Annotated in this window: 22 protein-coding genes; 15 read left to right on the forward strand and 7 right to left on the reverse strand. The window is 66.0% G+C overall.

Annotated features, from left to right (window positions below):
- Window positions 1-49: 49 nt before the first annotated feature.
- Both KL771_RS14225 and KL771_RS14230 read left to right on the forward strand, forming a co-directional pair.
- Complete coding sequence (locus KL771_RS14225) at window positions 50-688, forward strand: hypothetical protein (RefSeq protein ID WP_261969208.1); 639 nt, start codon at window positions 50-52, stop codon at window positions 686-688.
- 259 nt (window positions 689-947) lie between these two features.
- The gene (locus KL771_RS14230) at window positions 948-1,373 is read left to right on the forward strand and encodes a universal stress protein (protein ID WP_261969209.1); all 426 of its coding nucleotides are present in this window, start codon (window positions 948-950) and stop codon (window positions 1,371-1,373) included.
- Between the two features lie 172 nt (window positions 1,374-1,545).
- Here KL771_RS14230 and KL771_RS14235 read toward each other — a convergent pair whose 3' ends face one another.
- Together KL771_RS14235 and KL771_RS14240 are read right to left on the reverse strand one after the other, a co-directional pair.
- Window positions 1,546-2,721, reverse strand: a complete 1,176-nt coding sequence (locus KL771_RS14235) for a vWA domain-containing protein (protein ID WP_261969210.1) — start codon at window positions 2,719-2,721, stop codon at window positions 1,546-1,548.
- A 325-nt stretch (window positions 2,722-3,046) separates the two neighbouring features.
- Entirely contained in the window at window positions 3,047-3,502 is a 456-nt protein-coding gene (locus KL771_RS14240) for a GatB/YqeY domain-containing protein (RefSeq protein ID WP_261969211.1), read from the reverse strand.
- 156 nt (window positions 3,503-3,658) lie between these two features.
- On the opposite strand from KL771_RS14240, the gene carA reads away from it, so the two are divergent.
- The 3 genes from carA to KL771_RS14255 all read left to right on the forward strand — a co-directional run bounded on the left by carA (window position 3,659) and on the right by KL771_RS14255 (window position 5,642).
- A complete protein-coding gene (gene carA / locus KL771_RS14245) occupies window positions 3,659-4,894 on the forward strand; it encodes a glutamine-hydrolyzing carbamoyl-phosphate synthase small subunit (RefSeq protein WP_261969212.1) in 1,236 nt (411 codons plus the stop codon).
- A gap of 184 nt (window positions 4,895-5,078) precedes the next feature.
- The gene (locus KL771_RS14250) at window positions 5,079-5,339 is read left to right on the forward strand and encodes a hypothetical protein (protein WP_261969213.1); all 261 of its coding nucleotides are present in this window, start codon (window positions 5,079-5,081) and stop codon (window positions 5,337-5,339) included.
- 87 nt (window positions 5,340-5,426) lie between these two features.
- Window positions 5,427-5,642, forward strand: a complete 216-nt coding sequence (locus KL771_RS14255; RefSeq protein WP_261969214.1) for a hypothetical protein — start codon at window positions 5,427-5,429, stop codon at window positions 5,640-5,642.
- 99 nt (window positions 5,643-5,741) lie between these two features.
- On the opposite strand, the gene ypfJ is transcribed toward KL771_RS14255, so the two are convergent.
- On the reverse strand, window positions 5,742-6,698 hold the full coding sequence (gene ypfJ / locus KL771_RS14260; RefSeq protein ID WP_261969215.1) for a KPN_02809 family neutral zinc metallopeptidase: 957 nt from the start codon (window positions 6,696-6,698) through the stop codon (window positions 5,742-5,744).
- 531 nt (window positions 6,699-7,229) lie between these two features.
- Between ypfJ and KL771_RS14265 the strand changes: the two genes are divergently transcribed.
- Window positions 7,230-7,925 (forward strand): class I SAM-dependent methyltransferase, encoded by a 696-nt coding sequence (locus tag KL771_RS14265; protein WP_261969216.1) that lies wholly within the window; start codon window positions 7,230-7,232, stop codon window positions 7,923-7,925.
- 414 nt (window positions 7,926-8,339) lie between these two features.
- Window positions 8,340-9,587, forward strand: coding sequence for a Tad domain-containing protein (locus tag KL771_RS14270; RefSeq protein ID WP_261969217.1), 1,248 nt, complete (start codon window positions 8,340-8,342; stop codon window positions 9,585-9,587).
- An 18-nt stretch (window positions 9,588-9,605) separates the two neighbouring features.
- On the opposite strand, the gene KL771_RS14275 is transcribed toward KL771_RS14270, so the two are convergent.
- Window positions 9,606-10,967, reverse strand: coding sequence for an EAL domain-containing protein (locus KL771_RS14275; RefSeq protein WP_261969218.1), 1,362 nt, complete (start codon window positions 10,965-10,967; stop codon window positions 9,606-9,608).
- 240 nt (window positions 10,968-11,207) lie between these two features.
- Between KL771_RS14275 and KL771_RS14280 the strand changes: the two genes are divergently transcribed.
- On the forward strand, window positions 11,208-11,696 hold the full coding sequence (locus tag KL771_RS14280) for a BLUF domain-containing protein (protein WP_261969219.1): 489 nt from the start codon (window positions 11,208-11,210) through the stop codon (window positions 11,694-11,696).
- 162 nt (window positions 11,697-11,858) lie between these two features.
- On the opposite strand, the gene KL771_RS14285 is transcribed toward KL771_RS14280, so the two are convergent.
- The gene (locus KL771_RS14285; protein WP_261969220.1) at window positions 11,859-12,242 is read right to left on the reverse strand and encodes a GtrA family protein; all 384 of its coding nucleotides are present in this window, start codon (window positions 12,240-12,242) and stop codon (window positions 11,859-11,861) included.
- Window positions 12,243-12,304: 62 nt separating this feature from the next.
- On the opposite strand from KL771_RS14285, the gene KL771_RS14290 reads away from it, so the two are divergent.
- The 3 genes from KL771_RS14290 to greA all read left to right on the forward strand — a co-directional run bounded on the left by KL771_RS14290 (window position 12,305) and on the right by greA (window position 17,795).
- A complete protein-coding gene (locus KL771_RS14290) occupies window positions 12,305-13,075 on the forward strand; it encodes a hypothetical protein (protein WP_261969221.1) in 771 nt (256 codons plus the stop codon).
- 116 nt (window positions 13,076-13,191) lie between these two features.
- Window positions 13,192-16,686 carry a carbamoyl-phosphate synthase large subunit gene (carB, locus tag KL771_RS14295; RefSeq protein ID WP_261969222.1) on the forward strand — a complete coding sequence of 1,165 codons (3,495 nt, stop codon included), beginning with the start codon at window positions 13,192-13,194 and terminating at the stop codon, window positions 16,684-16,686.
- A 635-nt stretch (window positions 16,687-17,321) separates the two neighbouring features.
- Window positions 17,322-17,795: a transcription elongation factor GreA gene (gene greA / locus KL771_RS14300; RefSeq protein WP_261969223.1), complete on the forward strand. Its 474-nt coding sequence runs from the start codon at window positions 17,322-17,324 to the stop codon at window positions 17,793-17,795.
- Window positions 17,796-17,901: 106 nt separating this feature from the next.
- Here greA and KL771_RS14305 read toward each other — a convergent pair whose 3' ends face one another.
- A complete protein-coding gene (locus KL771_RS14305; protein ID WP_261969224.1) occupies window positions 17,902-18,369 on the reverse strand; it encodes an Lrp/AsnC family transcriptional regulator in 468 nt (155 codons plus the stop codon).
- A gap of 116 nt (window positions 18,370-18,485) precedes the next feature.
- On the opposite strand from KL771_RS14305, the gene KL771_RS14310 reads away from it, so the two are divergent.
- The 4 genes from KL771_RS14310 to pncA all read left to right on the forward strand — a co-directional run bounded on the left by KL771_RS14310 (window position 18,486) and on the right by pncA (window position 22,710).
- Window positions 18,486-19,478 (forward strand): mitochondrial fission ELM1 family protein, encoded by a 993-nt coding sequence (locus KL771_RS14310; protein WP_261969225.1) that lies wholly within the window; start codon window positions 18,486-18,488, stop codon window positions 19,476-19,478.
- Between the two features lie 83 nt (window positions 19,479-19,561).
- Window positions 19,562-20,518 carry a thioredoxin-disulfide reductase gene (trxB, locus tag KL771_RS14315; RefSeq protein ID WP_261969226.1) on the forward strand — a complete coding sequence of 319 codons (957 nt, stop codon included), beginning with the start codon at window positions 19,562-19,564 and terminating at the stop codon, window positions 20,516-20,518.
- Window positions 20,519-20,593: 75 nt separating this feature from the next.
- The gene (locus KL771_RS14320) at window positions 20,594-21,484 is read left to right on the forward strand and encodes a LysR family transcriptional regulator (protein WP_054357936.1); all 891 of its coding nucleotides are present in this window, start codon (window positions 20,594-20,596) and stop codon (window positions 21,482-21,484) included.
- A 512-nt stretch (window positions 21,485-21,996) separates the two neighbouring features.
- Window positions 21,997-22,710, forward strand: a complete 714-nt coding sequence (pncA, locus tag KL771_RS14325; protein WP_261969227.1) for a bifunctional nicotinamidase/pyrazinamidase — start codon at window positions 21,997-21,999, stop codon at window positions 22,708-22,710.
- Between the two features lie 156 nt (window positions 22,711-22,866).
- Here pncA and KL771_RS14330 read toward each other — a convergent pair whose 3' ends face one another.
- Complete coding sequence (locus KL771_RS14330) at window positions 22,867-23,670, reverse strand: quinoprotein dehydrogenase-associated SoxYZ-like carrier (RefSeq protein ID WP_261969228.1); 804 nt, start codon at window positions 23,668-23,670, stop codon at window positions 22,867-22,869.
- Between the last annotated feature and the right edge of the window lie 202 nt (window positions 23,671-23,872).

A 23,872-nucleotide genomic window follows, 5' to 3' on the forward strand; every position in this document is an offset into this window, starting at 1 on the left:
CCGCCGGCTCCGGCCAAGCTCCGGTCCGGGTGCCGACCGGAGTTCCGCCATGAAAATCTCCCGCATGCCGACGGCCGCCGTCCTCGGCGTGACGTCGGGTGCCCTCTCGTTCCTGACGATCAAATACTACCCCGACATCTTCACGCTGGCCTCGATCATCCCCGGCGCCGAAAAGGGCATGTCGCTGGTGCCCGGCGTCATTTTCGGGGTGGCGGTGGCGCTGTCGATGGTGGTCACCGGCGCGGCCGGCCGGCTGCCGGCCCTCGTCGGCGCCGTGCTGATCGTGCTCGCCGCCTGGGGGGCGGCCTATCATGCCTCCGTGCTGGTCCTGCCTTACGTCGAGACGCTGGTGCCGGCCGCCATGGACAATGCCGGCCGGGAGCTCCTGTCGATGAGCCTGGCGATGAATGTCGGCAACCTGATCGGCGGCATCGCCACCATGGTGGCGGCCGGATTGGCCGCCGGACGGCGCGTGCCGGGCTCGACCGTGGTGCTGGCGCTGATCGCCGGTGCCCTGTCGGTCTTCGCCGCGCTCTACGGCGCCCGCGACAGCAAGGATGGCGAAAACCTGGCGATCCTGTTCATTCTCTGGCAGACCGCGATGCTATCCGTGGTCCACGCGAGCTTCATGCGCCTCGACGACGAGGCGGCCCGCGCGGCCCGCGGCGGACGGCCGGCACGCCCCTGAACGACACGCCCCTGACCGACTTGCGCCTGACCGGCCCCCCTGACCGGCCCCCCCTGACCGGCAGGCGCCGCGCCGGCTCGGCCCGGCGCCCCCCGCGCCCCCTCGCGACGGCCGGGACCATGCGGCGCCACGGCCAGCCTCCCGCTCCGGGATGGTCCTCGGCCCGAGGGCGGGTCCGTGCCGGCCGGATTGACCTTGCTCAAGGCCGTCCTGCGCCTTTCGTCTACCATGGCGCGCACAGAAACCATGGGAGTGGGTCATGTTCAGGAAGATTCTGGTGCCGGTCGATCCGGGCGAAACCGAATTCGCCGTCCACGCGATCGAGACCGCCGTCGGACTGGCCCGTCAATCCGGTGGGGAGGTCCGGCTCGTCGCCGTGACGCCGGTGGTCGGCGGCTATGTCACCGAATTCCTGCCGCCCGATTTCGAGGATCAGCTCGAGGCCCAGACCCGGGACAAGCTCGCCGCCCTGATCCAGGCGAGCGGTCAGCCCGCCAGCCACGCCTCGGTGACCACCCGGATCGGCAGCGTCTATCACGAGGTCGTCGACGAGGCCGCCGAATGGAAGGCCGACCTGATCGTGATCTCCTCGCACCGTCCCTCGATGGCCACCTACCTGATCGGCTCCAATGCCGCCAAGATCGTGCGCCACGCGCCCTGCTCGGTGATGGTGGTGCGCGACTGACCGGAACGGTCCGCGGCGAGCGGCCGGCCCGACGATGTTCCGACGGGGGCGTATGGTCGTTGCGCATGGACCCTGAGCATCATCCGATCCGAAGCGACCGGGTGATGCTCTCTATAACTTTGTTTGCTCGGGCTTTTTCGGTCGGAGCGCAGCACCCCGATCGGGCCCCGCGTCAGCGCGCCAGTTCCTTGACGGCCCGGTCGAGCCCTTCGAGCGTCAGCGGGAACATCCGGTCGCCCATCAGCTGCCGGATCATCTGGATCGAATGCGTGTATTGCCAGTGCTTTTCCGGCACCGGATTGATCCAGATGGTCTTCGGATAGACCTGCGTCACGCGCGACAACCAGGCTGCGCCGGCTTCCTCGTTCCAATGCTCGACCGAGCCGCCCGGATAGGTGATCTCGTAGGGGCTCATCGAAGCGTCGCCGACGAAGACGATTTTATAGTCGTGCGGGTATTTGTGCAGCACGTCGAAGGTCGGAATCCGCTCGGTCTGCCGCCGTTTGTTGTTCTTCCAGACGTATTCGTAAAGACAATTATGAAAATAGAAATATTCGAGCGTCTTGAACTCGGAGCGCACCGCCGAGAACAGTTCCTCGCAGATGCGCACGTGATCGTCCATGGAGCCGCCGATATCGAAGAAGACCAGCAGCTTGACGGCATTGCGCCGCTCGGGGCGCATCTGGATGTCGAGATAGCCGTGATGGGCGGTCGACTGGATGGTACCGTCGAGATCGAGTTCGTCGGCTGCTCCGGTCCGGGCGAATTTCCGCAACCGTTTCAGCGCCACCTTGATGTTGCGCGTACCGAGTTCGACCGAATCGTCGAGATCCTTGAATTCGCGCTTGTCCCAGACCTTGACGGCGCGCCGGTTGCGGCTGCGATCCTGGCCGATGCGGATGCCTTCGGGATTGTAGCCATAGGCGCCAAAGGGCGAGGTTCCGGCCGTGCCGATCCATTTCGACCCGCCCTGATGCCGCCCCTTCTGTTCCTCGAGACGCTTCTTCAGCGTCTCCATCAGCTTGTCCCAGCCACCCAGCGCCTCGATCTGGCGCTTTTCCTCTTCGGTCAGCGACTTCTCGGCCAGCTTGCGCAGCCATTCCTCGGGGATGTCGGCCGACAGCGTCTCGGCCATCAGGTCCAGACCCTTGAAGACATGGCCGAAGACCCGGTCGAACTTGTCGAGGTTCTTCTCGTCCTTCACCAGGGTGGCGCGCGCCAGATAATAGAAATCCTCGACGCGGCTCTCCGCGATATCCCGTTCGATACCCTCCATGAGCAGCAGATATTCGCGCAGCGAGACCGGGATTCCGGCGCTCTTCAGTTCACCGAAGAACTTCACGAACATCTGCTGGCACTCCTCTGGGCCGCCACCCGGCGACCGACAGCCGGGCCGGGCGCCGCGTCGGCCCGATCCCGTCCCCGGGCATCAACCAAGACCGGCCGCCTCACCCGCTCCAGGCTATCGCGTCGCCGCGACGCCGAGAAGTGCCCCACCCCCGCCCGCTCGCCAACCCGCCCGATCGTCCCCCTCAGGGGAAGACGGGAGCTAACCCGCAGAAAGATCGCGGAAATGCCCGCTCCGATCCGGCGGCCCCTTCCCGTCAGGGGGAGAAGGGATTGGCCCGTTGACGGATCGAGGAAACGCCCCCCGCGATCGCGGAGGCCCGACGTCAGCCGGCCAGGGCGGCCTTTACGGTGCCGCCGGCCTTGCCCATGTCCATGCGGCCGGAATAGCGCTCCTTCAGGGCGGCCATGACGCGGCCCATGTCCTTCATGCCGGCGGCGCCGAGTTCGGCGACGACGGCCCTGACGGCGGCTTCGACCTCGGCCGGGTCCATCGGCGTCGGCAGATAGGCGCGGATCACGGCGATCTCGGCGCGCTCCTTGTCGGCCAGTTCCGGCCGGCCGCCGTCGTCGTAGAGCTTGGCGGAATCCTCGCGCGACTTGATCAGCTTGACCAGCAGGTCCTGGATGTCGGCATCCGAGATATGGCCGTCGGCGGCGCCGCCGCGCGCCGCGATGTCCTTGTCCTTGATGGCCGCGCCGATCATGCGCAGCGTGGTCAGGCGGGCCTTGTCACCCGCCTTCATGGCCGCCTTGACGTCGTCCTGGAGCTTCTCGCGCATGGCCTGTCCGTCCTCGTTCGGGGTGTCTGAAACATTGACTCGGGGGCGCGCCGCGCCTAGGTGAAGGGGCGCCCGGGCCGGTCCCAGGGCCGCAAGGGCACGCCCGATATCAGTCGGGGGTCGTTCTCTAGTCCAACTTCGTCGGGAAAAGAAGCCATGTCGATCGCGCCCGGAGCCATCCCCGGAACAGACCCGAATGTCTGGGCCGAGCCGCGACCGACCGCGCTGCTGGTGCTGGCCGACGGGACGGTGATCGAAGGCATCGGCCTCGGCGCTGTCGGCAGCCGGGTCGGCGAGGTGTGCTTCAACACCGCCATGACCGGCTATCAGGAGATTCTGACCGATCCCTCCTATGCCGGCCAGATCATCACCTTCACGTTTCCGCATATCGGCAATGTCGGCGTCAACGACGAGGACATCGAGACCGTCAACCTGGCCGCCGCCGCCGGGGCGCGCGGCGTCGTGCTGAAGGCCGAAGTGACCGATCCGGCCAACTGGCGCTCGACCCGGCATCTCGACCTCTGGCTCAAGGCGCGCGGTATCGTCGGCATTGCCGGCATCGACACGCGCGCGCTGACCGCACTGATCCGCGAAGCCGGCATGCCCAATGCGGTCATCGCCCATGCCCCGGACGGCGGGTTCGACCTCGACGCCCTGAAGGCCGAGGCGGCGGGCTGGCCGGGTCTCGTCGGCATGGATCTGGTGCCGGACGTGACCACTGGGCAGACCTTCACCTGGGACGAGACCACCTGGGAACTCGGCCGCGGCTACGGCCGCCAGGAGGCGCCGGTCCATCACGTGGTGGCGATCGACTACGGCGTGAAGCGCAACATCCTGCGCCTGCTCGCCGATGCCGGCTGCCGCGTCACGGTGCTGCCGGCGACCGCGACGCCTGAGGACGTGCTCGGCCACCAGCCGGACGGCGTGTTCCTCTCCAACGGCCCCGGCGATCCGGCGGCGACGGGGGCCTATGCGGTGCCGACCATCCGGGCGGTGATTGCGGCGGGAATCCCGACCTTCGGCATCTGCCTCGGCCACCAGATGCTCGGCCTCGCCCTCGGCGCCGACACGGTGAAGATGCATCAGGGTCATCACGGCGCCAATCATCCGGTGAAGGATTTCACCACCGGCAAGGTCGAGATCACCTCGATGAACCACGGCTTCGCGGTCGATCGCGCCACCCTGCCGGACGATGTCGAGGAGACGCATGTCTCGCTGTTCGACGGCTCGAACTGCGGCATCCGCATCAAGGGCAAGCCGGTCTTCTCGGTGCAGTATCACCCGGAAGCCTCGCCCGGCCCGCGCGACAGCCACTATCTGTTCACGCGCTTCGTGAACCTGATCCGGGCCCGCAAGGGCGAGGCGCCGGTGCCGGAGCGGGTCGCCGTCTAGCAGTGCCATCCCGGCGAAGGGATCGGACGACGCTCCTGATGCTCTTGTCCGCGCAAGCGTTTTCCGATCAGGGCCGGCCGCCCAGATCGGGCCTTGCACAAGGCTCAGGGCCGGGCGCGGCGGCTTCACGGAGCGTTAACCATGGCGGCGGATTCTCGAGGGCGACATCGCCTCCGGAGGCTGCATGCGAACCCTCGTCGATCTCTTCTCGGGTCCGTCCACGCGGGATTTTGTGCGCGGGGCGGCGGCCCTGATCGTGCTGGCGGTGGTCGCCGCCAATCTCCTGGCACGGGCCGTTCCGGCCGCGGATCCGACCGTAACCGGTTCGATTTCCAGCCGATCCGCGCTCCCGGCCGCGCAACTGCCCGCCGCCGAAGCGCCGCGCACCGGAGCGGATGCGGGCGTCTGGGCGCGCGTCACGGGCGCTCTGGCGGCGCTTCGGTAGGACTTCCGCCGGCATCGACGCGCAAGACTTCATTAAGGTTAGCCCGCCCATCCTGGGTCTCGTAGCGTTCAGTTGCGGGGGCGAGTCATGGCGGAAGGTATCGCAGTCAAGTCGGGTCCGGGGGCGGTCGCCTACGGACTGATCCTGGGCATCGTCGTGCTCGGCTTCATGACCGGTGCCATGGCGGTCGTGCTCGTCAACGCCGCACCGACCGGCGAGACCGCGATCCTGTCGAAGGCCGGCATCAAGGCCGACCGCGAGCCGATCGCCGGCCCCATCGGCCGCTCGGCCTCGGTGCAGTGAACGCGCATTCCGCTGCGGCAACCGCAGCGGACGCGTAGCCCTCCGGTCTGCAATGAATTCGAATCCGTCCGGTGAGAATCCGGCCGGATTCGAACGATTTCAAATATTGCCGCGGAACGTGTCGCAACTGGCCATGCGGCCGCTTTCGAAGCCGGTCTTGAACCAGCGCACGCGCTGTTCGGACGAGCCGTGGGTGAAGCTGTCCGGCACCGAGTAGCCCTGGATGGTGCGCTGGATCGAATCGTCGCCGATGCGCGAGGCGGCGTTGAGCGCCTCCTCGATATCCCCGGCCTCGATGAAGTCGCGCTCCTTCTGGGCGTGGTACGCCCAGACGCCGGCAAAGCAGTCGGCCTGCAGTTCGACGCGGACCGACAGGCGGTTCGCCTCGCGCTCGCTAACCTGCTGGCGGCGCCGGTTGAACTCCGGCAGCACGCCGATCAGGTTCTGGATGTGGTGGCCGATCTCGTGGGCGATGACATAGGCCTGCGCGAAATCGCCCGGCGCCTTGAAGCGGGTCTTCAACTGATCGTAGAAGGCGAGGTCGATATAGACCTTGCGGTCCCCCGGACAATAGAACGGCCCGGTCGCCGCGCTCGCCTCGCCGCAGGGCGAGCGGGTCGAGCCGTTGAACAGCACCAGCCGCGGTTCCTCGTAGGGCTTGCCGGAGGCGGCGCGGACGAGGTCGCCGGCCTGCTGCGGCAGGAGCTGCTTCCAGCGCAGTTCGGTATCGCGCAGCACCACCGAGACGAATCGGGTCTGCTCGTCGCGCCTGGCGCCGCTCGGCGGCGGCGCCGTGCGGGTCTGACGCTCGAACTGGGAACCGCCCGGGCCGATCGACTGGCCGGACAGCAGCGTCAGCGGGTTGATGCCAAGCACCCAGGAGATGACCAGGATCACCAGGATGGTGCCGATGCCGCCGCCGCCGAGATTGATCGGCAGGCCGAAACCACCACCGCCGAGCCCGCCGCCGCCCATGCCGCCGCCGGTGTCGAATCCCCCGCCGCCGCCGCGGCGATCCTCGATGTTGGAACTCTCTTCCCGACCTTCCCAGCGCATCGCCGTCTCCCGAACGCCCAGCGGGGATCGCCAGCCGCCGCGGCGGACCGCAATCTCCGAAGGCCGTTATATAGGAGCGTTCCGGCGCGGGATACCGAGCGGCGACGTCGACAGGCGCCGCCGCCGGCGCCACCACACCTTCAGACTCCGGATCGGATGACGGACCCGGCCATTGAACCGGGCAATCCAATCCAGGTCGGTTTCGTCACGGCGCATGGACTTGCGTACGCGAAACAACTCGAACATGGCGAGCCTCGTGTCGATAGACCTTGCCCCCCGCCCCGTCGACAGACGCCCACCCAGGATGGCAGAGCGGGCGATCGACACCCAAAATACTGCGCCCCTGACGATTCACATTTATGACAATTTATGTTATTGAAAAATATACAGTTTTATAAAACATGACGATGGTCGTCACAGGTTCTGATCCATGCTCGTCGGCCGGGCTTCGTTGCACCTCCCCCGCGCCATGCTACTGTCCCGGCGTTCGAGCGCGGGCCGGGGCCCGCCGGCCATCCCGCAAGAGAACGCATGTCCTCATCCTGGCTGGAATTCTGGAACGGCCACCATCGGATCTACGTCAACGACGTGCATCGGCGGGTGCACTACGACCGCGTTGCCCACGACATCCGTGCCCTGGTCCCCTCGCCGACGGCCGTCGTCGTCGACTGGGGCTGCGGCGATGCCTTGGCGGCTGCCGATGTGGCCGGCGCCTGCGGCGAACTGCTCTTGTGCGATGCCGCCGAGAACACCCGCATGCGCGTGGCCGAGCGCCTGAGGGGCGAGCCGAGAATCAGGGTGGTGGCGCCGGACGAACTGATCCGCGACCATGCCGGCCGCGTCGACCTGATGGTGGTCAACTCGGTGCTGCAATATCTCGACGCGCCGAGCCTCGCCGGGCTCCTCGCCGATGCGCGCCGCCTGCTCGCGCCGGGCGGCAGCCTCGTCATCGCCGACGTGATCCCGCCTGAGGACGATCTCGTCGGCGACGTGAGGAACCTGCTGGCCACCGGATGGCGGCACGGCTTCTTCCTGGCCGCCTTCTCCGGCCTCGCCGCAACCTTCTTCTCCCCCTACCGCAAGCTTCGGGCTCAGGTCGGCCTCGCGCGCCACGCGGAAGCCGACATGCTCGCCCGGCTGCAGGCCGCCGGCTTCAAGGCCGAGCGCCTGCACCCCAATCTCGGCTTCGACCAGCGCCGCATGGCGTTTCGGGCGCGGCCGGCGTGAGGCGCTCCCGGTCGCATCCGATCGTGCGGATGCAAGCCGATCGTTCCCCGGCCGAGCCAGCTCCGATCGCAGCTCATCCATTCAAGTCGGCCGGCGATCCATGCCCTGCAAAGGTTTTGGTAGCGAAAGATCTGTTCGGCCCGACTGCTTCCACATTCATCGCACCAGCCTGCGTATTTCAAATTTTGAAACAACATTTACGTATGACTTAACTATGTTATACTGAGATTTATCGAGTCGATCTGATAATATAAATGTGAACAAAAAGCAACTCAATGTTTGATCTGAAATATACTCAAGACATGCACCGCATTGGTTAACAACATTAATTTTCTCGTATTGCAACGATTGTTGAATATTTAATGGGCGGATCATACGATTTGCAAGCACGATCCATCATGTTTGCATGCACATATGTTGTCCTGGCGTCTTTTCCAACGTATTTTTACCGATATCGGCGCGGCTACCGCCCCGGTTATCGCTCTCCTGTTGCCCGCCTGCCTGTTCGCCATCGGTGGGGCCGTCAACGTCTCACTGACCTTCGCCGAGCGGGCACGCCTGCAGGATGTGGCGGACTCCGCTGCCACCGGCGCCGCCCGCGAACTCGCATTGGCACGAGCCGACTCCGCCCAGATCGCAGCGATCGCAACCGCGATCGCCCGGGCCCGGCTCGGCGACGACCCTGCCTGGACCATCGCGACCAAGGTGATCGACCGTCAAACGGCCGTCTATGTCGAGATTTCCGGCGCCGTCTCCGGCACCATCCCGTTGCCGGGCGGCGATGGGATGTGGAGCGTCGACGTGCATTCGACGGCCCGGATTTCCGCCGGTCCGCCGATCTGTCTGGTGGCGCTCGACCCCAAGGCGCCGCGCACGCTGCATCTGGAAGGCAGCGCCACGCTGACGGCCAGCAACTGTTCGATCTTCTCGAATTCGACCAGCCCGCAGGGTCTCACGTCGCAGCAATCCGCTTCGATCACGTCGTCCCTGACCTGCTCGGCCGGCGGCAAGGTCGGCGGCAAGATCAACTTCACGCCTGAACCGCTGACCGATTGTCCGCCGGTGCCCGATCCGCTCGCCGATCGGCCCGCGCCGGCCGACAGCGCCTGCTCGGTGATGAATCGGGTCGTCTCGGCCACCATCGAGATCCTGCGGCCCGGCACCTATTGCGGCGGCCTGAAGGTCACCAACGGCGCGATCGTCCAGCTCTCGCCCGGCATCTACGTGATGCGCGACGGTCCGCTCGTGGTCGACGGCGGGGCCACGCTGCGCGGCGGCTATGTCGGCATCTACCTGCGAGGTTCGACCTCGACGCTGCTGTTCGCCACCGCTTCGACGATCGATCTCACGGCACCGAAGGACGGCCCGATGGCCGGCCTGCTGCTGTTCGAGGACCGTGCCGCGCCCGATCTGCGCGAACACAAGATCATGAGCGACAATGCCCACACCCTGCTCGGGACCATCTATATCCCGAAAGGACGCCTCATCGTCGACGCCACCAAGCCGATCGCCGTCCGCTCCGCCTATACGATTGTCGTCACGCGGCGCATGGAACTCTATGCCGGACCGAATCTCGTGATGAACACGGACTACGGGTCCACGCCGATTCCTGTCCCCCAGGGCGTCGGCAATCTCGGCGGCAAGATCTGGCTGGAGAATTGAACCGGGCCGGACATCCGGTCAGGCCGGAGTCGCCGCAAGGCGCGCCGTGATCTCGGCCGCCCGCTGCGGCCGGCCGAACAGATAGCCCTGCATGTAGTGAACGCCGGCCGAGACCAGAAAGCGGTGCTGTTCGGCCCGCTCGACGCCTTCCGCCACCACCTTCATGCCGAGCGCCAGCGCCATCGAGACCGTCGCCTCGACGATCGCGGCGGCATCGGTCGAACGGTCGACGCCCTCCGTGAAGGACTTGTCGATCTTCAGTTCGTCGAACCGAAACCGGCGCAGATAGGAAAGACTGGCGAAGCCGGTCCCGAAATCGTCCAGCGCGATGGCGATGCCGGCCGCGCGCAGGGCCGCGATCTGACGATGCACGACCGGGTCGTCGCCGAGCAATGCACTTTCGGTGATCTCGACAATCAGGCGCGCGGGCGGGAAACCGAGTTCGGCCAGGATGGCCAGCGTGCCGGCGGCGAAGCCTTCCGACTGGATTTGCATCGGCGAGACGTTGATCGCCACCGTCAGCGTACCCCAGTCGCGGGTATCGAGGCAGGCCTGACGCAGGACGAGGTCGCCGATCCGGTCAATCAAACCGGCCCCCTCGGCCAGAGGAATGAACTGCGCCGGAGAAACCAGGCTGGCATCCATACGCTGCCAGCGGATGAGCGTTTCGACACCGACGATCTCTCGGCCCGACGCATCCATGATCGGCTGGTAGACGGGCGTCATCTCGCCGGCTTCGATCGCGCGCAGAAGATCGCGCACCTCCTTCGAGGTGACGTAGCGACCGAACACCGCCAGCCGGCGGATGACCGGGTCGATGATGCTGCGCCGGAGCCCGGCAGCGATCATCAACCCGACGGCCAGCGCCGCGGCCGTCGCCGACGCAAAGGCGAACAGCATCGCCACGACCGGCCGGAACAGATCGTCGGTGGCGGCGACCAGCACCAGGGTTCCGACGGGCTCGCCCGCGTCGATGATCGGTACGGCAACCTCGATCGTGCGGCTGCGCAGCACGTCCAGGATCCCCGGCCGAACGCCTTCGGCCCGAAAGCGGCTGTCGCGATCCAGCTGGACGGTCCGTCCCATGGCCGCCAGCACGTCGTGGCCGCGCTCGATGCGGGCATGGGTCACGGAGTCGATCTGGCCGATCGCCCGGAGGGCCGCCATGCCCTCGGCCGCATCGCCGTTGCGCGCGGCCGTCGCGCTGGCAAAGGCAAAGACCTGGGCGGTCGCGGTCAATGTCCGATGCTTCTCCTCGATCTCCCCCGAAAGGGCATAGATCACCGAGAAACCGGACAGCACGAACAGCGAGGCGGCAACGGACAGCGTCACCAGCACGGCTAGCTTTCGTCCAATCACCTTCTCGGCCGATTGCGGCATGGATGCGGACCTCGACAGTTCCACCAGCAGGATACACCTATGCCCTTGATCGCAGCTTAAGGGCTGCAGCCGTCCGCGGCTCGAGCGCGCCGACAGGACGGCAGCGACGTCGTTCGACGGCGGGGATCCGGTTCCCAAAACCCGGTTACGTAGAAGCGCGTATACGCTTGGGGCTCAAGAATATTAGCCTAGCAACACCGGACCAAATCGTTTAGATTTCTTCCAGGGAGGGAGTCCGGCATGTACTTGGCAAGAGTTAATTTTTATACGCGCTGCTCCCTGAAGGGAACTGCGGCAAATTGGGTCAAAGAAATCCTTTTGTCGTGCACCACATACGACAATGCTTCCGGTCTATCTGGCGCTCTGCTTTTCAATGAACGCTACTTCCTGCAGTCCATGGAAGGAGAGCGGTCGCTTCTGACAAATCAGATCATCAAGATTGCTGAAGACCAGCGGCAGTCCGGCCTGACTGTCGTAAGCTTCACGCCGATTGCATCGCGCATCTATCCCGGCTGGACCGTCGCCTATGCGGGCCACAACGATGCGATGGACTCACTGTATTTCCGGCATAGCGTGATCGGTGAACTTGATCCCATCCGGATGACCCGGGAGATGATCGAGGGTCTTATGGCCGAATTGTGCGGCATGGAAGGCGGGAATATCCAGCGATCATCACCGAACGGCCGGATCCGGTCTCCGGAACGGCCGAGGCCCAATTTTTCAATCTGAAGTTACTTTTCGAATTTCAGTTAACCCTTGATGGGATCGCCGCGACGACACCCGTGCCGGCCGGCGCAATCCGACCCCAAGTGCTTTGAACAGGCCGGCCGCTGACGTCGACATGCGCGGGACGCCAATGTCGGAGTCCGGCCTGGCGCGGACCCCGGCCGGCTACGTCCCGAACGTCCAGAACCGATTGGCGAAGAAGGTCCAGACCAGGACGATGCCGGTCGTGACGAGCTGGGCGAGCATGTAGTGGATGCCGGCCCAGTCGGCCATGGCGTGCATCAGGAAGCCGGTCAGCAGGAAGGCGGCGCCGGCGATCAGGGCGAAGCGCGGCACCGCGCCGGCATGGCTGCGGTCGCTGTCGAAGGTGAAACGGCGGTTGAGCAGATACGAGATCACGCCGCCGACGACGAAGCCGGCGAGCGACCCGACGACCGGGCCGGCCGCTTCGGTCTCGACCAGCCCGATCAGGGTCGCGTAGTGGCCGACCGCGGCGGCGAGGCCAACCGCGACATAGCGCAGGAACTGATCGGAGAGGGCAGCGAGCATTTTTGGTCACTTCTAGTTACACTGCGGTCGAATTGCTGTCCGAGCATCTTGGGAGGTCGACTGTGCAGAAAGGGTATCAGAGCATTGCGGCAGGACTGCGCGGATGGTTCGAATGGTATTATGGAGTAACAAAGAGGGCAGATCATAGCAGAATTATTATTACTGGTTTAATTGTCGCTGTTGGTTCGATTTTATCGCCGTGGTGGCTGCCAATAATATTCGAGATAGCGAAAAAATACATTCAAATAGAACTAAAAATAGAATCGCAGCCATGGGTCGGCGTTATCGTGTTTTTAATAGTATGTGTGTACTCCTTTTCTATATTTATTAGTGATAAAATTGCAAATAATAATAATAAAAAATCTGAATTGGCTTCTGACGCGCTGGTTTTCAGAGATTTGCTATCTAATTCAAGTCCGGCTAATTTCATAGATAATATCCGTGCCATTAATGCACGCCATCTATACAATAATGATCAATTGATTTTATTGGACAAACTCATTGATATACTAGAGGATCCGTCTAAAGAAATCATTAATAATGACCTGCGGATAGAGGCAGATAAATTGCATTCCTTGCTGATAGATTTTCGTGATTTTCTAGGAACTCATTTCTTTGTATTTCCGAAAAGCAGACCGAAAGTATATACGTATGCGCTTTATCCTGAATGGAATATGGATCACAGCGGCATATATGACGAACAAAAGAACAAATTATACAACACGCATGCGGATAATTTGTTTGTTTTGACTAAAAAACTATTGGCATCATATGATGATTTCTTCAGGACTGGCCGACGTGTACTCGGCGCGGCTATGCCCCCCTCAGGATGACCGCGCCCCTTCCCGGCCCGCACCTTTTCCCCTATAAGCCCCCGGGCCCATCCGAACAGACCGCAGCCCTGACGGCGCGCGCATCCCGCGCGACGGAGGCTGGACGCGAGCGAAATATGCCGAAACGGACCGACATTGAAACCATTCTCATCATCGGGGCCGGCCCGATCGTCATCGGCCAGGCCTGCGAGTTCGACTATTCCGGCACGCAGGCCTGCAAGGCGCTGAAGGCCGAGGGCTACCGGATCGTGCTGGTCAATTCGAACCCGGCCACGATCATGACCGATCCGGAACTGGCCGATGCCACCTATATCGAGCCGATCACGCCGGAGGTGGTCGCCAAGATCGTCGAGCGCGAGCGCGGCGACCGCTCGAAGGGCTTCGCCATCCTGCCGACCATGGGCGGCCAGACCGCGCTCAACACCGCGCTGTCGCTGCGCAAGATGGGCGTCCTGGAGAAGTTCGATGTCGAGATGATCGGCGCGACCGCCGAGGCGATCGACAAGGCCGAGGACCGGGAACTGTTCCGCAACGCCATGACCAAGATCGGCCTGGCGACCCCGAAGGCGCGCTTCGCCGATGCCGGCGACCTGAAGCGCCAGGACCGGGAGACCTACGAGGCCGAGATCGCGCGGCTGAAGGCCCTGCCCGTCTCCGAGGAGGAGCGGCTGAAGGCCGTGCGCGGGTTCCAGGCCGAGTGGAACGCGAAGGAAGAGGAGCGCAAGCGCCGCTACGTCGCCAAGGGGCTGACCGAGGCGCTCGACGCGCTCGAGGAGATCGGCCTGCCGGCGATCATCCGACCGTCCTTCACCATGGGCGGCACCGGCGGCGGCATCGCCTACAACCGCGCCGAACTGCTCGACATCGTCGAGCGGGGCCTGGACGCCTCGCCGACCACCGAGGTGCTGATCGAGGAATCGGTGCTCGGCTGGAAGGAATACGAGATGGAGGTGGTCCGCGACCGGGCGGACAACTGCATCATCGTCTGCTCGATCGAGAATCTCGATCCGATGGGCGTGCATACCGGCGATTCGATCACCGTCGCGCCGGCCCTGACGCTGACCGACAAGGAATACCAGATCATGCGCGACGCCTCGCTGGCGGTGCTGCGCGAGATCGGCGTCGAGACCGGCGGCTCCAACGTCCAGTTCGCGGTCAACCCGGAAGACGGCCGCATGGTCGTCATCGAGATGAACCCGCGCGTGTCGCGCTCCTCGGCGCTGGCCTCCAAGGCGACCGGCTTCCCGATCGCGAAGGTGGCGGCCCGGCTGGCGGTCGGCTACACGCTCGACGAACTGGCCAACGACATCACCGGCGGCGCGACCCCGGCGAGCTTCGAGCCGACCATCGACTATGTGGTCACCAAGATCCCGCGCTTCGCCTTCGAGAAGTTCCCGGGCGCCGATCAGCTGCTGACCACGTCGATGAAATCGGTCGGCGAGGTCATGGCGATCGGGCGGACCTTCGGCGAATCGCTGCAGAAGGCGTTGCGCGGCCTGGAGACCGGGCTGACCGGCCTCAACGAGATCGAGATCCCCGGCCTCGGCCAGGGCGACGACAAGAACGCCATCCGCGCCGCGCTCGGCACGCCGACGCCGGACCGGCTGCGTCATGTCGCCCAGGCCATGCGCTACGGCATGAGCCACGACCAGATCCATCAGATCTGCAAGATCGATCCGTGGTTCCTGGAGCAGTTGCAGGCGATCGTCGACATGGAGGCCAAGGTCCGTGCCCACGGCCTGCCGCCGACCGCGGGCGCCTTCCGGCGCCTGAAGGCGATGGGCTTCTCGGACGCAAGGCTCGCGGAACTCGCCGGCAAGGCCGAGGCCGAGGTGGCGGCGATGCGCGGCGGGCTCGGCGTGCATCCGGTCTACAAGCGGATCGACACCTGCGCGGCCGAATTCGCCTCGCCGACCGCCTACATGTATTCGAGCTACGAGATGCCCTTCGCCGGCGCCCCCGCCGACGAGGCCCGGCCCTCTGAGGCGCGCAAGATCGTCATCCTCGGCGGCGGCCCGAACCGGATCGGCCAGGGTATCGAGTTCGACTACTGCTGCTGCCATGCCGCCTTCTCGCTGAAGGATGCCGGCTACGAGACCATCATGGTCAACTGCAATCCGGAGACGGTCTCGACCGACTACGACACCTCCGACCGGCTCTATTTCGAACCGCTGACCGCCGAGGACGTGCTCGAGATCCTGCGGCTCGAACAGACCAACGGCACCCTGCACGGCGTCATCGTGCAGTTCGGCGGGCAGACCCCGCTGAAGCTCGCCGGCGCGCTCGAGAAGGCCGGCGTGCCGATTCTCGGCACCACCGTCGACGCCATCGACCTGGCCGAGGACCGCGACCGCTTCAAGCGGCTGCTCGACAAGCTCGGCCTGCGGCAGCCGAAGAACGGCATCGCCTATTCGATCGAGCAGTCGCGCCTGGTCGCCGGCGACCTCGGCTTCCCGCTGGTCGTCCGCCCGTCCTACGTGCTCGGCGGCCGCGCCATGATGATCGTGCGCGACGAGAGCCAGTTCGACGACTATCTGCTCGGCGTGCTGCCCGGCATGGTCCCGGCCGACGTGAAGGCCAAGTATCCGAACGACAAGACCGGCCAGATCAACATGGTGCTGGGCAAGTCCCCGCTCCTGTTCGACCGCTATCTGTCGGACGCGATCGAAGTCGATGTCGATGCCCTGTGCGACGGCAAGGATGTCTTCATCGCCGGCATCATGGAACATATCGAAGAGGCCGGCATCCATTCCGGCGACAGCGCCTGCTCGCTGCCGACCCATTCGCTGAAGGCCGAGATCGTCGCCGAGATCGAGCGGCAGACCCGCGCGCTGGCGCTGGCGCTCGACGTGGGCGGCCTGATGAACGTGCAATATGCGGTCAAGGACGGCGTGGTCTACGTGCTGGAGGTCAATCCGCGCGCCTCGCGCACGGTGCCCTTCGTCGCCAAGACGATCGGCATTCCGGTCGCCAAGATCGCCTCGCGGGTGATGGCCGGCGAGCCTCTCGCCGGCTTCGGCCTGAAGCCGAAGGCGCTCGGCCACATCGCCGTCAAGGAGGCGGTGTTCCCCTTCGCGCGCTTCCCCGGCGTCGACACGGTGCTCGGCCCGGAGATGAAGTCGACCGGCGAGGTGATGGGGCTCGACACCGACTATGCGATGGCCTTCGCCAAGTCGCAGCTCGGCGCCGGCCAGCGCGTGCCGACCGGCGGCACGGTGTTCGTGTCGGTGCGCGACGACGACAAGCCGCGCATCCTCGCCTCCATGCGGGCGCTGGCGGAGACCGGCTTCCGCCTGATCGCCACCTCGGGCACGCAGCGCTACCTGGAGGAGAACGGGATCGCCTGCACCAAGATCAACAAGGTGCTGGAAGGCCGTCCGCATGTCGTCGACCGGATCAAGAACGGCGAGGTGCATCTGGTCTTCAACACGACCGAAGGCAACCAGGCGCTCGGCGACAGCCGTTCGCTGCGCCGGGCCGCACTGCTGCACAAGGTGCCCTACTACACCACCCTGTCGGGAGCCATCGCGGCGACACAGGCGATCGTCGCCTATGCCAACGGCGAACTGGAAGTCCGTCCGCTGCAGTCCTATTTCCCGGCCGAGGCCTGATCCGGCGGCTCGATCTGTCCCTAAGGGGTGTTTCGGGCCTTGACGGGCGGCCCGCAAGGACCCACGCTTCGGGTGCGTCGGATCTGCGTCCGGCCGGATCACCCCGGTGATCCGATGCGTCCGCTTCCGCCGGCCCTGCACGGCGAAAGCGGGTGTTTCGGAACACCGGGGCGGAAAGAGCGTTCCGAAGCTTCGCCGAGACCATGCGCTCGGCGAGCCGTCTCGCCCGAAGGCCCGCAACAGGCGTCGTTCGCCCGGGGCCGATGCGAAGGCGGAACGCCGCTTCCAGGGAATCGGGCGCCTCGGGGCCGATCGGTGCATCGGCGGCCGGGCGCTGGCATGAGACGGTTTCCCAAGGGGCAACTCTGGGACGCCGTCTGCGAACTGTTGTCATGTCCGGTGCGTCCGGACGGGACGGGAACCGGTCCGGCGGCAGCCGGGATCCGGTCCCCTGGCCCGGAATTCCACGGCGCGGCGGGCGTCCCGAGATCGATCGGGCGACCGCCGCCCTGGCGCAGGTTCGGTCCGGACGGCAACGTCCCGCGGCGGAGCCGGTGCCGCATCACCAACGTGAATGCAGGAGGCGCCACGCCAGACGCGCCGCTTGCTCGTGAGAAAATCGGGGGTTCCAACCCATGGAAAAGATACCGATGACGCCGGCCGGCTTCACCGCTCTCGAATCCGAGCTGAAGATGCGTCAGCAGGAAGAGCGGCCGCGCATCATCGCCGCCATCTCGGAAGCGCGTGCCCATGGCGACCTCTCGGAAAATGCCGAGTACCACGCCGCCAAGGAGGCGCAGAGCCACAACGAGGGCCGCATCGCCGAGCTCGAGGACAAGCTCAGCCGCGCCGAGGTGATCGACGTCACCAAGCTCCACGGCACCAAGATCAAGTTCGGCGCCACCGTCACCCTCGTCGACGAGGATACGGAGGAGAAGCGCACCTACCAGATCGTCGGCGACATGGAGGCCGACGTGAAGCTCGGCCGCATCTCGATCTCCTCGCCGATCGCCCGCGCGCTGATCGGCAAGGATGTCGGCGACACCGTCGAGGTCATGGCCCCGGGCGGCGCCCGCTCCTACGAGGTGATCGGCGTCCGCTTCGGCTGACGGCCGCACGGTCGCACACGTCCGACGACACGAAATGCCCGGGCTTGCCGGGCATTTCCATGTCTGCTCCATGAACGGGATCGCGTGCGGCCGGACCGGCGCCCCCTCACCCGATCGGCACCGTCGGTTCGTCTTTGGCGGTGCGGATGGCGAGGGCGGTCTTCACGCCGGCGACGGCCGGGGCCTTGGTCAGTTCGTCGATGACGAAATCCTGGAAGCTGCGCAGGTCGGGGGCGACGCATTTCAGCATGAAGTCGATCTCGCCGGACAGGATCCAGCATTCCCGGACCAGGGCCCAGCCGCGCACCTTGTCCTGGAAGGCGGCGAGGTCGTGATCGGCCTGGCTCGCCAGCGAGACGAAGCAGAAGGCGACCAGATCGAAACCGAGCGCCTTCTCGTCGAGCAGCGTGCGATAGCCGCGGATGATGCCCGCCTCCTCCAGCGATCGCACACGGCGCAGGCAGGGCGGCGCCGAGATGCCGACCCGTCGCGCCAGTTCGACATTGGTCATGCGGCCGTCGGCCTGCAACTCGCGCAGGATGTGCCAGTCGATCTCGTCGAGACGATGTTTCAAGGGGGAATCCGAAGCCGCGGACCCATGCGGCCGTGGCGCCGGCCGGCGAGGGTCGAAGACTCTGATGGGGGTTGCGCCGCGTCGCCGCTCTGTAGCACTTTCGCCGCCGCGCGGAAATGACCGCATGGAGGCCGATCCTGTCCGACCCGCCCGCGCCGACCGCCGCGTCGCCCCCGACCGTCTGGATCCTGACCGACGGCAAGGCCGGCGATGTCGGCCCCTGCCTCGGCCTCGCCGAGGCGCTCGGCGCGCACCCCCGCCTTCATGTCGTGCCGCGCGAACGGTCCCATCTGGCGAAGCTGGCCGATCTCGCCGGCTGGCCGGCCGCCCTGCCCGACGAACTGGCGCCGCCCTGGCCCGATCTGGTGCTCGCCTGCGGCGCGCCGGCCGTGCCCTTCGCCCGGGCGATCAAGCGCCGGGCCGGCCGGCGCAGCTTCGTGGTCTTCCTGCGCGATCCGCGCCCGCCGCATCGCGGCGCCTTCGACATGCTCTGGATGCCGGCGCATGACGGCCCGCGCGGGCGTTCCATCGTGGTCACCGAGACGAGCCCGCACCGGATCGCGCCCGCGCTCCTCGCCCGTCACCGGGCCCGCCCCCCGGTCTGGGCCGAGACCCTGCCCGGCCCGCGCATCGCCGTCGTCGTCGGCGGCGGCCCGGGCCTCGACGCCCTGCCCGACCGCCTGGAGCGCCTCCTGCCCGAGGCCGGCTCGTTCATGATGACGCCATCGCGCCGGACCGATCCCGCCCTGGCCGCGCGCATCGCCGCGATCGTCGGGCGCCGACCGGCCTTCGTCTGGACCGGCGAGGGCGACAATCCCTACCCGGCCATGCTGGCGCTCGCGGATGCGATCGTGGTCACCGGGGACAGCCACAACATGGTTTCGGAGGCCCTGGCGACCGGCCGGCCGGTCCTGGTGCACGAACCGGCAACCTTGAAGAACAAGTTTCGACGATTTCTCGACGGGTTATATAGCCGAGGCCTGATCCGGCCATTTGAAGGTCGGCTGGAAAGCTATACATATGAAGCGTTGGATTCTACGAAGGTCGTAGCGGACGAAATCGCCCGCCGGCTTGAGGCGTTTCGCACCACGGGACGCGGCGGGGCATGAGCGATGCGAAACCCCGACGTCGCGGCGGGCGTAAGGGAATCTGATCCGGGGCTGCCCGGCATCGGCGAGCAAGGTTTCTATCCATGGCATCTTCGAAGGTCCTCATCATCGGCTCCGGCCCTGCCGGCTACACGGCGGCGATCTATGCGGCCCGTGCCATGCTCGAACCGGTGCTGATCGCCGGCATCCAGCCGGGCGGCCAGCTGACCGTCACGACCGAGGTCGAGAACTATCCGGGCTTCGCCGAGGCGATCCAGGGGCCGTGGCTGATGGAGCAGATGCGCGCCCAGGCCGAGCATGTCGGGACCAAGATCGTCTACGACACGATCACCAGGGCCGACCTGTCGCGCCGGCCGTTCCGCCTGGAGGGCGATTCCGGCACGGTCTACGAGGGCGAGACCCTGGTCATCGCCACCGGCGCGCAGGCGCGCTGGCTCGGCCTGCCGTCGGAGGAGACCTTCCGCGGCTTCGGCGTCTCGGCCTGCGCCACCTGCGACGGCTTCTTCTACCGCGGCCGCAACGTGCTGGTGGTCGGCGGCGGCAACACCGCCGTCGAGGAGGCCCTCTATCTGACCAATCATGCCGCCAAGGTGACCGTCGTGCACCGGCGCGACAGCTTCCGGGCGGAACGCATCCTGCAGCAGCGGCTGGCCGCCAATCCCAAGATCGAGGTGATCTGGGACAGCGAAGTCGCCGAGGTGCTGGGCGGCGGCACGCCGCCGGGCGTGACGGGCGCCCGGCTCAGGAACGTCAAGACCGGCGCGCTGACCGACATCGCGGTCGACGGCGTCTTCGTGGCGATCGGCCACAAGCCTGCCGTCGAGCTGTTCGAGGGTCAGGTCCGCCTGAAGCCGTCCGGCTACATCTGGACGGCGCCCTATTCCACCGCCACCAGCGTTCCGGGCGTCTTCGCCGCCGGCGACGTGGCCGACGATGTGTTCCGTCAGGCCGTCACCGCGGCCGGGATGGGCTGCATGGCGGCGCTGGAGGCCGAGAAATTCATCGCCGGGATTTCGCATCACCGCGAAGCAGCCGAGTAAAGGTCGCGCGGAAACCGGCGACGGATACGATCCGGAGCCGGTCGGGCGCGCCGCGACAGACGAGGGGGAATCGGCTTGGACTGGGACAAGCTCCGTATTTTTCACGCCGCCGCCGAAGCCGGCAGCTTCACGCATGCCGGCGAAAAGCTGGACATGAGCCAATCGGCGGTCAGCCGGCAGGTCAGCGCGCTGGAACAGGATTTGAACGTCCCCCTGTTCCATCGCCATGCCCGCGGCCTGATCCTGACCGAGCAGGGCGAACTCCTGTTCCGCACCGCGCGCGAGGTTCTGGTCAAGCTCGATCAGGTGCGTTCGCGGCTGGTCGAGACCAAGGAGAAGCCGTCCGGGTCGCTGCGCGTGACCACGACCTTCGGGCTCGGCACCTCCTGGCTGACCGCACGCATCCACGAATTCGTCGACCTCTACCCGGATGTGCAGCTCGAACTGATCCTCGACGACGAGGAGCTCGATCTCGGCATGCGGCAGGCCGACGTGGCGCTGCGCATCCGCCAGCCGGTGCAGCCGGACCTGATCCAGCGCAAGCTGTTCACGGTGCATTTCCACCTCTACGCCTCGCAGGCCTATCTGAAGCGCCACGGCAGCCCGGAAAGCGTCGCCGATCTCGACGAGCACCGCACCGTGACCTTCGGCCAGTCCACCCCGACCTATCTGCGCGACATGAACTGGCTGGAGACCGCCGGCCGGCAGCCGGGCAATCCGCGCAAGGCGACGCTGAAGATCAACAACGTGATCGCCATCAAGCGCGCGGTGGAGCGGGGCATCGGCATAGCGCTGCTGCCGGACTATCTGATCGATCCGGGCTCGGAACTGGTGCAGCTGATCCCGGAGGCCGACGTGCCGGCCTTCGACTGCTACTTCGTCTATCCGGAAGAGATGCGCAACACCGCCCGCGTCAAGGTGTTCCGCGACTTTCTGATCACCAAGGCCGAGCGCTGGACCTTCTGACGACCGGCACCCTCGCCACGAATGCCGGTCCCGCCGTGCGTCCCAGGCGGCGGGATCGGCGGATCGCCCCGGATCGCGCGGATGCCGGGTTGACGCCGTAGCCGGTGTGGCGGCCCACATCCGTCAAGGATTGCGATGCCCGGACGATGCCTGCCCTGCGGCTTCGTTTATGTTGCGCGGCAGGCATTCGATATATTGATGAATTGTTAACCTCGCCGCTGCAAGCTGGATGCCTCGGCCGCCCTGATCTAGCGGTCGTTGGTTCTCCCCTCTGGATCATGCCTTTCAAAGGCCACCTTGACCGGGCCGGGAGCACTCTCGGCCCGGATTTTTTCCAAAACGTTTTTGGAGTTTTCTTGAGCGCCGATGCAGCGACGGCGCGGCGAGCTCGGGCTGTGCGCAGCCGCGTCCACGCTCGGTCGGCCGGGCCGGATTCGGGACGTGCCTCGTGCGCCTTTACGGTCCTGCCGCAAAGTGATTTCCTTCAGGAGACCACAGCGGAGGACGCAGACATGATGCATCGGCGGCAACTATTGGCAGGCCTGGGAACGACCTTCGTCGCGGCACTCGCGCCCGGCGCGCTGCGGGCCGCCCCGATCAAGCCGGGCGAGAATGCGGCCCTCCTGGTCATCGACGTGCAGAACTGCTTCCTGCCGGGCGGCAGTCTGGCGGTCAAGGACGGCGATCAGGTGGTTCCGGTGATCAACAAGATCGCCAAGGTCTTCGCCAATGTCGTCCTGACGCAGGACTGGCACACGCCCGGCCACATCTCCTTCGCCTCCAGCCATCCGGGCAAGAAGCCGTTCGAGATGATCGATCTGCCCTACGGCAAGCAGGTGCTCTGGCCGGACCATTGCGTGCAGGGCACGGACGGGGCCGCTCTCGCCAAGGATCTCGCCATTCCGCAGGCTGGCCTCGTCATCCGCAAGGGCTTCCATCACACGGTCGACAGCTATTCCGGCTTCACCGAGGCGGATGCCAAGACGACCACGGGGCTCGCCGCCTATCTGAAGGCGCGCGCCATCGACACCGTGTTCGTGGCAGGTTTGGCAACCGACTTCTGCGTCGCCTGGACCGCGCTCGACGCCCGCAAGGCCGGTTTCGCCACCTATGTGGTCGAGGACGGCTGCCGCGCCATCGACACCCAGGGCTCGCTCGCCAAGGCCTGGACCGACATGGCCGCGGCCGGCGTCCAGCGCATCCAGTCCACCGATATCGCGGCCTGATCCCACGCGGCGACGGCGCCTCCGGGTCGCGCGGCCGGCGACCGGAGGCCGATCCCAAAAAATCGGGCCGCGCCTCTCTCGAGGCCGGCCCGGCAAGTCGCGTCTGGGAGGAGGAGCGATCCGGCTTCCGGCCGAATCGGCGGACGCCATGAAAAGTCAGCTGCCGGACTTGCCCTCGAAGCGGCCGGTGAAGACCTTGTTTTCGGTATCGACGACATCGACGGTCACGTCGCCGGGCTGTTCGGCCATCTTGAAGCGGAAGGTCGGGTCCTCGGAGATCGAGATGCCGCCCTCCATGGCGAGCAGCGTCTTGTCGCCCTGACGGACGGTGACGTTGCGGACGAACCAGGCCGGGATATAGAGCCGGCTGACCTGATCCATCTGCAGGCCGGAATTGTTCGGGTGACGGATCTGGATCTGCGCTTCGGACTGGCCGGCCGCGGCGAAGCGGCGGAACTTCATCTTGCCGAGATTCTGCAGCGCCTCCTGCGGATCCTTGCCGGCCGGGGCCGAGCAGCCGCCCGAGGCCTTGACGAAATTGGCGGTCATATAGAGGCGGCCGTCGCTCGTCTCGGCGATGGCCCGCACATAGGAATAGCTGTTGACGCGGATGCGGGTCGACAGGCCGACCTCGCGCTGGCCGTCGCCGAAGCGGAAGGTGGCCGCGACCGGCGAGGGATTCTCGTCGATGATCAGCGTCACCGCCTTGACGCTGCGGCCGTCGCCCTCCGGCAGCGCGACCGAGAAGTCGACCGGCACCGTCGCGGCATCTTCGGCGCGCACCGGGGTCGACAGTGTCAGAATGCCCTTGCCGTCCTCGATCGCGCGGTTGCCGAACACGTCCGTCTTCAGGCCCGCCCAGGTGGTCTGGTCCTCGGCAGCCGACCGCGCCGCGCCGGCCACCGCCAGCCCGGCCACCAGCATCGCCCCCGCCACAACCTGCCTGAACCGCGTGCGCATGGATGATCCTCCCGACGTCTATTCGTTAGATGTGCATAATATACGAGCAGCCGGGGTCCGGGAAACACGACTTCGTGTGAAGACAGGACGCCTCGCCGCGGCACCTCGCCGCTGCCCCGACGCAGCCGGACCCCTCCCCTGCGGCGAAGACGGCGCGCGCCATCGCTCGCGAGATCCGCTATAGCTCTCGGCCAGCGCGAGA

Origin of the sequence: Prosthecodimorpha staleyi (assembly GCF_018729455.1) — a bacterium.
Lineage (GTDB): Bacteria > Pseudomonadota > Alphaproteobacteria > Rhizobiales > Ancalomicrobiaceae > Prosthecodimorpha > Prosthecodimorpha staleyi.